General features: G+C 36.1%; 12 protein-coding genes. 9 read left to right on the top strand and 3 right to left on the bottom strand.

The window, feature by feature from the left end; all coding sequences use genetic code 11:
- Position 1: 1 nt before the first annotated feature.
- On the bottom strand, positions 2-832 hold the full coding sequence (locus FG384_RS08745) for a Cof-type HAD-IIB family hydrolase (protein ID WP_142642216.1): 831 nt from the start codon (positions 830-832) through the stop codon (positions 2-4).
- A 135-nt stretch (positions 833-967) separates the two neighbouring features.
- On the opposite strand from FG384_RS08745, the gene FG384_RS08740 reads away from it, so the two are divergent.
- Both FG384_RS08740 and FG384_RS08735 read left to right on the top strand, forming a co-directional pair.
- Positions 968-1726: a prolyl oligopeptidase family serine peptidase gene (locus FG384_RS08740; RefSeq protein WP_142642215.1), complete on the top strand. Its 759-nt coding sequence runs from the start codon at positions 968-970 to the stop codon at positions 1724-1726.
- A gap of 50 nt (positions 1727-1776) precedes the next feature.
- Positions 1777-2085 carry a metal-sulfur cluster assembly factor gene (locus tag FG384_RS08735; RefSeq protein ID WP_142642214.1) on the top strand — a complete coding sequence of 103 codons (309 nt, stop codon included), beginning with the start codon at positions 1777-1779 and terminating at the stop codon, positions 2083-2085.
- Between the two features lie 93 nt (positions 2086-2178).
- On the opposite strand, the gene FG384_RS08730 is transcribed toward FG384_RS08735, so the two are convergent.
- Positions 2179-2874 (bottom strand): Crp/Fnr family transcriptional regulator, encoded by a 696-nt coding sequence (locus FG384_RS08730; protein ID WP_142642213.1) that lies wholly within the window; start codon positions 2872-2874, stop codon positions 2179-2181.
- A 147-nt stretch (positions 2875-3021) separates the two neighbouring features.
- On the opposite strand from FG384_RS08730, the gene FG384_RS08725 reads away from it, so the two are divergent.
- Entirely contained in the window at positions 3022-5148 is a 2127-nt protein-coding gene (locus FG384_RS08725; protein ID WP_142642212.1) for an ATP-dependent Clp protease ATP-binding subunit, read from the top strand.
- Between the two features lie 1675 nt (positions 5149-6823).
- On the opposite strand, the gene FG384_RS08720 is transcribed toward FG384_RS08725, so the two are convergent.
- A complete protein-coding gene (locus tag FG384_RS08720; RefSeq protein ID WP_142642211.1) occupies positions 6824-7012 on the bottom strand; it encodes a YjzD family protein in 189 nt (62 codons plus the stop codon).
- Between the two features lie 164 nt (positions 7013-7176).
- Between FG384_RS08720 and FG384_RS08715 the strand changes: the two genes are divergently transcribed.
- From FG384_RS08715 to FG384_RS08690, 6 genes are all read left to right on the top strand, one after another.
- On the top strand, positions 7177-8112 hold the full coding sequence (locus FG384_RS08715; RefSeq protein ID WP_142642210.1) for a beta-ketoacyl-ACP synthase III: 936 nt from the start codon (positions 7177-7179) through the stop codon (positions 8110-8112).
- 28 nt (positions 8113-8140) lie between these two features.
- Positions 8141-9373 (top strand): beta-ketoacyl-ACP synthase II, encoded by a 1233-nt coding sequence (gene fabF, locus FG384_RS08710; protein WP_142642209.1) that lies wholly within the window; start codon positions 8141-8143, stop codon positions 9371-9373.
- 484 nt (positions 9374-9857) lie between these two features.
- Positions 9858-10865 carry an ABC transporter ATP-binding protein gene (locus FG384_RS08705; protein ID WP_142642208.1) on the top strand — a complete coding sequence of 336 codons (1008 nt, stop codon included), beginning with the start codon at positions 9858-9860 and terminating at the stop codon, positions 10863-10865.
- Positions 10862-11848, top strand: a complete 987-nt coding sequence (locus FG384_RS08700; protein ID WP_142642207.1) for an ATP-binding cassette domain-containing protein — start codon at positions 10862-10864, stop codon at positions 11846-11848. Before FG384_RS08705 ends, FG384_RS08700 begins: the two co-directional genes overlap by 4 nt.
- 1 nt (position 11849) lies before the next feature.
- Positions 11850-12812: an oligopeptide ABC transporter permease gene (opp4B, locus tag FG384_RS08695; RefSeq protein WP_142642206.1), complete on the top strand. Its 963-nt coding sequence runs from the start codon at positions 11850-11852 to the stop codon at positions 12810-12812.
- Positions 12813-12842: 30 nt separating this feature from the next.
- Positions 12843-13754: an ABC transporter permease gene (locus FG384_RS08690; protein WP_142642205.1), complete on the top strand. Its 912-nt coding sequence runs from the start codon at positions 12843-12845 to the stop codon at positions 13752-13754.
- Positions 13755-13811: the final 57 nt, after the last annotated feature.

Here is a 13811-nt window from a genome sequence, read left to right as displayed (position 1 = left end):
TTCATCCTCCTAAGTATTTACTATTTTTTAAGTTTAATCGGTCTATCAAGAATTCTGCAATACCATCGTCATTATTTGATAAAGTGATTTCATTTGCGATATTCTGAAGTGGAGCAATTGCATTACCCATTGCAACACCAACTCCTGCAAACTCAATCATTTCTAAATCATTGTCTTCATCGCCAAACGCAATGATTCTATCCTTTGGAATATTTAAATAATCGGAGACGTGAGCTAATCCAACTGCTTTATTTAAGCCGTTTCGAATTACTTCAATTACATCCCAAGGAGCTCCCCAACGACGATGATCAATTACTTCTGCATGAACATCTTCCAAATGTTTGCGAACTAAATCAACAGAGTCTTCTTCAGCGTGAATTAGTAAGCTCGTCGGATCACTTTTTAAAAAGGTTCGTAAGTCCCCTGTTGTAATGAGCGGATTTCCAAGTGCAAATGCAGAAATCATATGTTCATCATGATAGTGTAAGTATACGTCATCTAAAACTTCTGCGAGCATATTTTTAATAGAAAAATTTTGGACAGCTTCTACAACCTCTTTTACTACATTAAGTTCAATAGGTGTATGGATAGAATTCCAGGCAGTATTCGTCGGATGATGGACAAATGCCCCATTAAAATTGACAATAGGTGTATTTAATCCTAGTTCTTTATAATACATTTCACTTGATCTATAGGGTCTTCCTGTTGCAATCATTATTTCATGACCTTCTTGTTTTGCAAGTAATAGTGTTTTTTTCGTTTTTTCTGATATTACTTTCTCATCAGTTAATAAAGTTCCATCCAAATCTAACACAATTAAGTGGCGTTGCATTTAGAAAACTCCTTTCCTTCTATACATAGAGTGTATCGTTTTCATGTATTTACGTCAAAATGAAAAGACATATACTTTTGTAAATTCCAATTACTTTGTTAAAATAATAATTGAATAAAGAAGGTGGGTTATAAAATGATCGTGAATTCGGAGTGTTGGGATAATATTCCTTTACTACATATATATAATGATGAAATAAACAATGATTCGCCTATCATTATCTTTTTGCATGGTTTTGAAAGTGCGAAGGAGCATAACTTACATTATGCATATCGATTAGTTAACCAAGGATATAGGGTTTTATTACCTGATGCTCATTTACATGGAGAGAGGGAAGAAAAACTAGATGAAGTAGAAATTAGTCTTCGCTTTTGGGAAATCGTATTAACTTCTATTGAAGAGGTAGGAAAGCTTAAACATGAATTAATCACACGAGGATATTGGAAGAATCAAAAAATAGGGCTAGCTGGTACATCAATGGGTGGAATAACAACTTTAGGCTGCTTAACAGTATATCCTTGGGTTGATGCTTCTGCTATTATGATGGGAACACCAGGCTATGTTCAACTTGCGAAAGCACAAATAGCTGGATATGAACAAAAAGGTTTTCACATTCCATTGAATGAGGAAGAAAAAGAAAATATGTTTCGAACATTATCTAAGTTCGATGCTACATATCATATAGAAAAACTTGCTGATAGACCGATGTTTTTTTGGCACGGTGAGAAAGACGCTGTAGTACCTTTTACTTCAACTGCTGAATTTATTAAAGAATTTACAGAACAGTATGGCTCTAAAAATTTAGTATTTATGAAAGAAAAATCCGCAGGTCATGCTGTTAGTCGTAAAGGATTGCTAGCAGCAACAAAATGGCTAGCAGACAATTTGGCATAACTAGTGTAGTTTGTTATGATGGATGAAAGTGGTTAGGAGGTTTTATACGTATGGAACAAGAAATGAAAGATAGTATGATGAGTGCACTTGAAAATGTCATTGACCCTGAGCTTGGTATTGACATTGTCAATTTAGGTTTAGTATATGATGTCGAGTTAACAGAAGAAGGAATTGCAAAAGTTACAATGACTCTTACTTCTATTGGATGCCCAATGGGTCCAATGATTGTCGATCAAGTCAAAACAGCACTTGGTGAGTTACCAGAAGTAAAAGAAACAGAAGTCAATATCGTTTTCAGTCCACCATGGTCAAAAGAGAATATGTCTCGTTATGCGAAAATTGCATTAGGGATTAGATAATTACCAATTGAACTCAAAAATTTTATATTCAAAGTTCGTACTAAAAGAAAAGAGCAGTTTCTTCTGTAGTTATTAATAGAAGAAATTGCTCTTTTAATCTATTCGACATATATATAACGGACAATTTTCACATTCGATTTCTTTACGTAAATATTGGATGTTATGAATCGTTATAATTCCTTTGCTAAATGTAACGACACCGGATTTTTTCATATCGTTCAACATACGATTGACAACTTCTCTACTTGTTGCACAAAAATTGGCAAGTTCTTGATTGGTCAAATAATAATTAATGATAATGCTACCGTCCTCTTGTTGGATTCCGTAAGTGTTACAAAGACGAATCAACGTAGAAAAAAGAGCACCTTTTTTTCCATGTAATAATAAATCTCTAAATCTAGTCTCGTTCTTTAAATTATTTACTTGAATAACTTTCATCCACTCCATTAGTAGTTCTGGAGAGGTTTTTAGAAAATTTTCAAGTTGAGCTCGAGAGAGAGTAAATACATACGTAGGCTCTATTGCATTGGCTGAAACAGAATGATAAACTACGTCACAAAAAACAGTAGTCTCTCCAATGATATTTTGAGGACCAGCTATTTTAAGTGTAAGAATTCTTCCGCTTTCTGTATCTTTTGTAATTCTGACAGAACCGGATTGAATATAATAAACATCCTCGGAACGTTCACCCTCATGAAATATTGGCTGGTCTTTCTCGATTTTATTAATGGAACCAAATTGTTCAAACAATGAATAAATACCAGTCGAAGAAAATGTATTTTCATCCATTTATCAACACAACCTTTCCATCTTTAATACAATAATAGCATATTAAACTAATGTCAATAAATCACTTTTCTTTACAAAGTGTATTGTGAAAACTTATAATTGAATTAGTCAAAAAAGGTCAAACTATTTCAAAGGAGATGTTTGGTTATGCAGATGAAACAACAAGAAGAAAAAAGTCCTTTAGAAACGTATGGACGTAATTTGGTTTCAGCAGTTAAAGAAGGGAAAATGGACCCTGTTATTGGCAGGGATCAAGAAATAAGAGACGTCATTCGAATATTATCTAGAAAAACAAAAAACAATCCCGTGCTTATCGGAGAACCTGGTGTAGGTAAAACAGCAATTGTAGAAGGATTAGCACAAAGAATAGTTCGAAAAGATGTTCCAGAAGGACTAAAAGAGAAACAAATTTTTGAATTAGATATGAGCTCATTAATAGCAGGAGCTAAATATCGGGGAGAATTTGAAGAGCGTTTACAAGCTGTTTTGAAGCAAGTAAAAGATAGCGAAGGTCAAATTATTTTATTTATCGATGAAATTCATACAATTGTAGGTGCCGGAAAAACAGATGGAGCAATGGATGCTGGTAATATGCTAAAACCAATGCTTGCTCGCGGTGAATTGCATTGTATCGGAGCAACAACATTAGATGAATATCGGATGTACATCGAAAAAGACCCTGCTCTAGAAAGAAGATTTCAACAAGTTTTAGTACGAGAGCCTTCCATAGAAGACACTGTTTCTATTTTGCGAGGATTGAAAGAGCGATTTGAATTACATCATGGTGTTCGGATTCACGATAGAGCGATAGTCGCTGCTGCGGAGCTTTCCAATAGATATATTACAGAACGTTTTCTTCCAGATAAAGCAATCGATTTAGTTGATGAAGCATGTGCAATGATTCGTACAGAAATAGACTCCATGCCACAAGAATTAGATGAAGTAACGAGAAAAATGATGCAACTCCAAATAGAGGAGCAGGCATTGATGAAAGAAATAGATGTTGCTAGTCGTAAGAGACTTGAACAATTGCGACAAGACTTACTCGAATTAGATCAATCATCGAGTGAAATGCGGAGTAAATGGCAGCAAGAAAAAGAAGCAATTCAAGTTATTCAACAAAAAAGAGAAGAGCTCGATCGATATAGACGTGAACTGGAAGAAGCAGAAAATAAATATGATTTGAATAAAGCTGCAGAACTTCGACATGGTAAAATACCTACTCTAGAAAAGGAACTGCAAAGTTACGAGCAACAAGTAAATCAAGAATCAGAATCACGCTTGTTGCGTGAAGAAGTAACAGCGGAAGAGATTGCATCCATTGTTTCTAGATGGACTGGTATTCCAGTAACGAAACTAGTAGAAGGTGAAAGAGAAAAGCTTTTACGTTTAAAAGAAACACTTGGGGAAAGAGTAGTTGGACAAGACCAAGCTGTGCAATTAGTTACGGAAGCAGTATGGCGTGCAAGAGCAGGTATAAAAGATCCTAAAAAGCCTATTGGTTCATTCTTATTTTTAGGGCCGACTGGAGTAGGAAAAACAGAACTTGCTAAATCGTTAGCAGCAAACTTATTTGATTCGGAAGAGCATTTTATACGCATTGATATGTCCGAGTACATGGAGAAGCACAGTGTCTCTCGTCTAGTTGGTGCACCTCCTGGTTATATAGGGTATGAAGAGGGTGGCCAGTTAACGGAAGCAGTTCGTAGAAATCCATATTCTGTTGTGCTTTTAGATGAAATAGAAAAAGCACATCCAGATGTTGCTAATATTTTATTGCAACTAATGGATGATGGTCGAATTACAGATAGCCAAGGTAGAATTGTTAATTTTACGAATACGATCGTCATATTAACATCAAATATAGGTTCTCAATATCTTTCGAATACAACTGGAGTTATTGAAGAGGAAGAAGAGACTCTAGTTATGGCTACTTTGCGTGAATATTTTAAACCTGAGCTTTTAAATCGGTTAGACGATATCATCATGTTCCATTCTTTAACGGCGCAGCATTTCGAAAAAATCGCTGAAAAATATGTAAAACAACTTCAAGCTCGTGTGTTGGAACAAGAGATTATGTTACAAGTAGATGAAGAGGTTATCGGTTGGATTGTGTCAGAAGGAACAGACGCTGCTTTTGGTGCAAGACCTTTGAAACGATTTATTCAACGGAATCTAGAAACAGCGGTAGCTAAGCTTTTACTTGGAGGAACCGTTCTACCGGGAAGTACAGTAGTAGCTTCAATTGTGGATGGTCAATTAGTATTGAATTAAAAAAACAGCTCCTATTGGGAGCTGTTTCAGATTGAAGACAAAAGGTTTCGGTAATGTTGGAAAATCTCGAAACCTTTTAATTTTATCCATTTTTTTCAATTCCGTGGGTATTTCCATGATGATGCTTCTTCAAAAAGAAAATCGTTGAAACGGCTCTCTTTCCGCGGGCGTTGCCTCAGCCTCCTCGCTACGCTGTGGGGTCTTCGACTAACGCTATTCCCGCAGGAGTGTCGCCATTCCAACGATTTACTAAAAATGAAAAAGTCCCTATAATTCGAATTTGATAGATGAGGTTGTTATAATAATCCAACCAAAAAGAAAATCGTTGAACCAGCTCCCTTTCCGCGGGCGTTGCTTCAGTCTCCTCGCTGCGCTGCGGGGTCTTCGACTAACGCTATTCCCGCTGGAGTGTCACCATTTCAACGTTTTCTAGAAATGAAAAGGTCCCTATAATTCGAAGTTTCCAGATGAGATTGTCTAATATTTCAATCAAAAAGAAAATCGTTGAAACGGCTCTCTTTCCGCGGGCGTTGCCTCAGCCTCCTCGCTACGCTGTGGGGTCTTCGACTAACGCTATTCCCGCTGGAGTGTCGCCTTATTCAACGATTTTCTAGAAATGAAAAAGTCCCTATAATTCGAAGTTTCCAGATCAGATTGTCTAATATTTCAATCAAAAAGAAAATCGTTGAAACGGCTCCCTTTCCGGAGGCCACTGAAAAACCAAAATTCAGAAAATAAAGTCACCACTTGAGAAGTATATTTGTATCAAAATTGGCATGACGTCCCCATAAACACCCTAAAAAGTGAAGGAATTATGGGATTTCGTTTTTATTTTTTGAAAAAAAGTGACTTTTTCAGTGGCCTCCCTTTCCGCGGGCGTTGACTCAGCCTCCTCGCTACGCTGCGGGGTCTTCGACTAACGCTATTCCCGCAGGAGTGTCGCCATTTCAACGATTTTCTAGAAATAAAAAAGACTTAATCATCTCTAGCTATTCGTGTCCATTTAGTATGTATTAGGACATCATCGCTTAACTACTTCTTAATTCAATACATAGAGGAAAAAGTTGCGAGACTCCTGCGGAAAAACGATCGTCCAAGACCACGCACGATCGAAGCGAGGGCACTGAAAAACCTCGTTTTTATCATTTCAATCTTTATAAATGAAAAAGTAAGGCACTTTTTGCTCGTTATTGAACAAAAAGTGCCTTATTATTTTACTTATTCTTGCTCATTTTTCACCATTAGTTAGTCTCTCTATTATAAACGAAGAAGGTTTTTAGAAGAATAGGTGGATGCTAGTTGATTGGAGGGGAAGGCGGCGACTCCAGCCGGAATAGCATGAGCTGAAGACCCTGGACTGAGCGTAGCGAGGGAAGCGGCTGAGGCCATGCCGGCGGAAAGCGTCCGCCTGGAACGGAAATCAACGATTTCCTAATAAAAAGAGAGTATGTGAACAACTTGTCATTCACCATACTCTCTATGAAATCTCTTGGAGGTCTTTTTCAGTGCCCTCATCGAAGCGAGGAGGAGGCTTGACGGTTCGTCCTCGGAAAGCGAGTAACTTTTTCCGTACTCAATTAGTCTTCATTCCGTTTAAAAGAAAAAAGACAGTAGTCAAACTCGATATTATCGAATTTGTCTACTGTCTGAAACAGCTCCTATTGGGAGCTGTTTTTTAGTGATGTTCAGATGGTGTTGGATCGTTTGGAAGTATTGCAGAGATGATGAAAATCATAATTGCAACTGGAATAGACATGATTAATCCATTCATTAAGATAAAATCTACGTTTTGTACGGAGCTAACTACATAATTTAACATAGTTACTAAAATTACTGACCAGAAAATTGTCATGATATATTTCATTATAAGTTCACCTCAAGCTATTTTTACTATGTTTATCATATCATAACACTGGCTTTTTCAAAAGAATATTTGTAGTTTCAAACTATGTTGTTGAAAAATGTACATAAATTCGTTATTATTATTACCAGGTACTAATAATAGATTATAAGAAAAGAGGAACTTTCATGAATGCAGGGATTATTGGTTTAGGTACGTATGCACCTGAACAAGTACTAACAAATGAAGACCTTGAAAAAAAAGTAGATACATCCGATGAATGGATTCGCACTAGAACTGGAATAGAAGAACGTAGAATTGCGAGGCCTGAAGAAGATACATCCGATATGGCATTAGCAGCAGCAAAAGAGGCTATTAAAGATGCTGGGATTTCTGCAGATCAAATTGGTTTAATCCTTGTTGCAACAGTAACACCAGATCGTCCGTTCCCAAGTGTAGCAACTATACTACAAGATAAACTTGGTGCAACAAATGCAGCAGCAATGGATATTTCTGCTGCATGCGCTGGGTTTATGTACGGATTAGTTACAGCAAAACAATTTGTAGAATCTAATGCTTATTCTCACGTACTTGTAGTAGGGGTAGAAAAATTATCCAAAGTTACAAACTGGGAAGATCGTAACACTGCTGTCTTATTTGGTGACGGTGCTGGTGCTGCAATAGTAAGTAAAGTATCAGAAGGTAGAGGAATATTATCTTTTGAACTTGGTGCTAACGGAAGTGGCGGAAAGTACTTATTACAAGACGGTTCTTATATTACAATGAACGGACGAGAAGTATTTAAGTTTGCTGTTAGACAAATGGGTGAGTCAGCAGTTAATGTAATAGAGAAGGCTGGGCTTTCAAAAGAGGATATCGACATGTTAATCCCTCATCAAGCAAATATCCGTATAATGGATGCTTCGAGAGAAAGACTAGCATTACCTGTCGAAAAAATGTCAAAAACGATTCACAAGTATGGTAATACATCATCCGCGTCCATCCCACTTTCTTTAAAAGAAGAAGTAATTAATGGGAAAGTTAAAGATGACGATATTATTGTCATGGTTGGATTTGGTGGCGGATTGACTTGGGGAGCAATTACACTTAAATGGGGAAAATAAACGAAGAACTTCGGAAGGATGAATATTCATGACGAAACGCAGAGTTGTAGTAACAGGAGTAGGAGCTGTGACTCCACTAGGAAATGATGTTGAAACGACTTGGGCTGGGATTAAAGAAGGAAAATCAGGTGTAGGAATGCTTACACGTTTAGATGCAAGTCAGTTTTCAGCAAAAGTGGCAGCGGAAGTAAAAGACTTTGATATAGAGAAATATATTGAAAAGAAAGATGCTCGTAAAATGGATCGTTTCACTCATTATGCACTTGCGGCTTCTATTATGGCTGTAGAGGATGCAAATTTAACGATCACAGAAGAATTAGGACTTCGCACTGGTGTATGGATTGGTTCAGGAATCGGTGGTATGGAAACATATGAAGCACAATTCCGAGTATTTCTAGAAAAGGGAGCGCGTCGTGTTAGTCCGTTTTTTGTACCAATGATGATTCCTGATATGGCAGCTGGTCAAGTATCTATTCATTTTGGAGCAAAAGCAATCAATTCATGTACGGTTACTGCTTGTGCTTCAGGTACAAACTCCATAGGGGATGCATTCAAAGTGATTGAACGTGGAGATGCAGACGTGATGATTACTGGTGGAGCAGAGTCACCGATCACGCATATGTCAGTTGCAGGATTTTGTTCAAATACTGCACTTACATTAAATACAGATCCACAAACTGCTTCAAGACCATTTGATGCAAATCGTGATGGATTTGTTATTGGTGAGGGAGCAGGAATTCTTATATTAGAAGAATATGAGCATGCAGTTGCGCGTGGAGCAAAAATTTATGCTGAAATTATTGGTTATGGCTCTACTGGTGATGCACATCATATTACTGCTCCAGCACCTGAAGGAGAAGGAGCTGCACGTGCAATGCAACAAGCAATAGAAGATGCGGATATTAGTCCTGAACAAGTGGACTATATCAATGCACATGGCACAAGTACTCCATATAATGATCAATTTGAAACACTTGCAGTGAAATCAGTTTTTGGTGAACATGCATATAAATTAGCTATGAGTTCTACAAAGTCAATGACTGGTCACTTGCTCGGGGCAGCGGGTGGAGTGGAAGCGATTTTCACAGTATTGGCTTTAAAAGAAGGAATTTTACCACCTACGATGAATTTAGAAACTCCAGATCCTGAATGTGATTTAGATTATGTGCCAAATAGTGCAAGAAAAGCAGAAATCCAATATGCTATGAGTAATTCACTTGGATTTGGCGGACATAATGCAAGTATCTTATTCAAAAAGTAAAATAAAATTTTATTAAATATTAAATGTTGTAAAAAAGCAATTCCATTTATTTTGGAATTGCTTTTTTGTGTTCCAGAAACGTTGATAATTCAATACTTTAGCAGATTGATTTACTAACGTAATAGAAAAAAACAGTAAAAAAATGTCGAAATACGACTAAATATTCTGTCTGTTAAAATTATTTTTAAATTTATATTTTTAAATTAAAACGTTGATAGTATTGATTTTTTTATTCAATTAAGTTTGTCGAAATATACTGAATAAAGAGAATAGTCTAAAAATGTATTGCTATAGAAATAATACTGTAATAAAATTTACACTTAAGAGTAGCAAAAAACAGAAAAATGGAAAATTAGAAATGAAGGGGTGATTAAGTATACATTTTCCAAAATAGGTTATTAATTCTCCCTATTCTCATATCATAGGAAGTAATTAGATGTTGCACACCGTAAATAGGTTTTAGGAGAAAGGAGTTAATTATAATATGACGGGTGAACTTTTAACGATAAAAGATTTACATACTGGATTCCGAATTAAAGATACATATTACGATGCAGTCGATGGGGTATCGATTACATTAAAGAAAAATGAAATCCTTGCCATTGTTGGAGAATCAGGTTGTGGAAAAAGTACATTAGCAACATCTATTATTGGACTTCATGATCATAACAAAACGAAGGTTCAAGGTGAGATATCATACAACGGTTTAAACCTTGCCCTTCTAGATGAAGACAACTTTAATAAAGTTCGTGGTGAAGAAATAGGGATGATTTTCCAAGATCCGTTATCTGCATTAAATCCCTTAATGCGAATTGGAGAGCAAATTGAAGAAGGATTAATATATCATACAAATCTTTCAAAGGATGCAAGGGAAAAGCGTGTGCTTGAATTATTAAGTCAGGTTGGAATTCCTAAACCAAAACGAGTCATAAGACAATTTCCACATCAACTTTCGGGTGGTATGCGTCAACGTGTCATTATAGCTATTGCAATTTCTTGTAAACCAAAAATTATAATAGCAGATGAGCCTACAACAGCACTAGATGTTACTATTCAAGCGCAAATACTGGATTTATTAATAGATCTTCAAGCAGAAACAGGAGCTGGAATTATATTAATAACACATGATTTAGGTGTAGTTGCTGAAGTAGCAGATAGAGTTGCTGTAATGTATGCCGGTCAAATTATTGAAGAAGCTCCTGTAGACGAATTATTCTCGAATCCGCAACATCCATATACTCGGTCATTGTTCAATTCAATCCCTCAAATGAATAGTGAAGATGACAAATTACAAGTAATTCAAGGGTTGGTACCATCTTTAGTGAAGTTACCTAGAACTGGATGCCGATTCTCATCACGAATTCCATGGATTCCAGCTAGAGCTCATGAAGAAAATCCAATACTTCATGAAATTTCTCCAGGTCACTTAGTAAGATGTACTTGCTGGCAGCACTTTCATTTTGAAGGTGAAAGAGGAGGAAGTTTCCAATGAGTTTTATGCAAATTAATGATTTACATGTACATTACCCAATACGTGGGGGATTCTTTAACGCAGTTGTAGACAATGTGTTAGCAGTTGACGGCATCAGTTTAGAGTTTGAGAAAGGAAAAACTTATGGTTTGGTTGGAGAATCTGGGTGTGGTAAATCCACGACAGGCAAATCGATTATCGGACTTGAGAAAGTGACTTCTGGAAGTATTATATACGAGGGAGAAGATGTCACAAACAAAAGTCGTAATCGAAATTCTAGTTTTAACAAGGATATCCAAATGATTTTCCAAGATGCAAATTCTAGTTTAAATCCAAGGAAAAGGGTTCAAGATATTATCGCTGAACCAATTCGTAACTTTTTGAAGCTTTCTGATTTAGAAGAAAAACGTAAAATTAATGAATTACTAGCAATTGTCGGAATGCCAGAAGACGCAAAGTTAAAATACGCACATGAATTTTCTGGAGGACAAAAACAACGTATTGGAATTGCACGAGCTATTGCAACAAATCCAAAATTGATTATAGCAGATGAGCCTGTATCTGCTCTTGACTTGTCTGTACAAGCCCAAGTATTGAATTACTTGAAAGATATTCAAAAAGAACTAGGTCTGAGTTATTTATTTATTTCACACGATTTAGGTGTAGTAAAGCATATGTGTGATCATATTTCGATAATGTATAAAGGACGTTTTGTTGAGTCTGGAAATCGTCAAGATGTCTATCAGTCTCCTCAACATATTTATACGAAACGATTATTATCTGCTATTCCAACGATAGAACCTTCCACAAGGGAATCACGTAAAAGAGAACGGATTACTGTGGAACAAAACTATCAAAAAGAAGAGTATCAATATTTTGATGAGGATGGTCGTGTGTTTGACTTATATTCTCTTTCAGATACACATAAAGTAGCGATGACCACTACAAACAAGGAGGTCATCCATAAAGTAGCGATGACCACTACAAATAAGGAGGTCATCTAGTATGTGGAAAACAATTTTAAGACGTGTACTAGTAATGATTCCTCAGTTATTTGTATTAAGTTTACTTATTTTTATCTTAGCTAGTTTTATGCCAGGGGATCCATTTACAGGATTAATCACACCCGAATCAGATCCCAATCGGCTTGAGGAATTGCGTGAAGCTGCCGGATTTTATGATCCTTGGTATGTTCAGTATTACAATTGGATTGTAAATGCTGCTCAAGGAGATTTTGGGAAAAGCTACACGTATAAAATAGCTGTCGCTGATTTAATCGGTGACCGAGCATTGAATACATTTTGGTTATCGTTATTAAGTGTTGTTCTACTTTATTTGATAGCCATTCCTTTAGGAGTTTTAGCGGGGCGTTATCAAGATACATTCCTTGATAAAACAATCGTTTTGTATAGTTTTATTAGTTACGCTATTCCTACATTCGTACTTTCACTAATTTTCTTATTTTTGTTTGGTTATCAATTCCACTGGTTTCCAACAACAGGTACGGTAGATATCAAATACGATCAAGGATCTTGGGGGTATATATGGAGTAAAATTTACCATATGCTTTTACCGGCCATTACTTATGCAATATTGGGAACTACTGGAGTTATTCAATATCTTCGTTCTGAAATAATTGATTCGAAATCGATGGATTATGTACGGACAGCACGAAGTAAAGGTATTCCAATTCGTAAAGTATATAGCAAACATATTTTTAGAAATTCATTATTACCAATTGCCGCTTTCCTTGGTTTCACGATTACTGGGTTATTAGGAGGATCAATCTTTATCGAAACTATTTTCGGGTATCCAGGAATGGGCCAGTTGTTTGTTCAATCCATTACATCACGAGACTATAGTGTCATTACAGCATTAGTCTTACTTTTAGGCTTCTTAACATTATTGGGTAGTCTATTGTCCGATATCATCATGAGTATTGTAGATCCTCGCATTAGGATAGATTGACGAAAATACAGGTTAAGGAGAGAGGGAAAGATGAGTGTAAATGTAGGAAATGTAAAAGATATCAATGAAAATATTATTAGTTCTCCTCCTACTGGTATTCAAGTAATAGCACGGGAGTTTAAAAAAGATAAATTAGCTATGTTTTCTTTAATAGGATTAGTTACAGTCATTCTTGGAATTTATGTTGCAGCATTTTTTTTAGATCAAGAAACATTAATGAAAGTAAGTCTTCGAGACAAATTTGCAGAACCAGGAGATAAGTTTTTCCTTGGAGCAGACCAAGGAGGCCGTTCTATTTTAGCACAGCTAATACTCGGTGCTCGTAACTCTATTACTATAGCATTATCCGTTACAATTATTACCGGAATTTTTGGGATTGCTGTTGGTTTAATAACTGGTTACTTTGGTGGTTTGATCGATAATATTTTCATGCGTATCATTGATTTTTTCATTACGATTCCAGTATTAATGATTATTATTGTTTTCGTAGTAATCATTCCTAAATACAATGTAGTGACTTTCATTTTCATTATGAGTGCTTTTCTTTGGGTAAGCACTGCACGACTTGTTCGAAGTAAATCACTTACTGAGAGTAGACGAGATTATGTAAATGCATCTAAAACGATGGGTACGGGGGATGCTAAAATTATTTTTACAGAAATTATGCCGAATATAAGCTCAATACTAATTGTAGATATGACACTCAGTTTTGCTGGAAATGTTGGACTTGAAACGGGATTATCTTATTTAGGATTTGGATTACCACAATCTGTTCCAAGTTTAGGAACGCTAGTAAGTTATGCGAATAATCCACTCATTTTACAAGAAAAATGGTGGGTATGGTTGCCCGCATCTTTATTAATTTTATTATTGATGCTTGCAATAAATTATGTTGGTCAAGCGATTCGTCGATCCGCAGATGCTAGACAACGTCTCGGATAATAGTAGGTATTAAACGTTAAACGTTTGATATATATAAGAGATATAAAAAGGAGGAAA

Origin of the sequence: Psychrobacillus vulpis (assembly GCF_006861825.1) — a bacterium.
Lineage (GTDB): Bacteria > Bacillota > Bacilli > Bacillales_A > Planococcaceae > Psychrobacillus > Psychrobacillus vulpis.
This window is presented reverse-complemented; position numbering and strand designations above follow the sequence as displayed.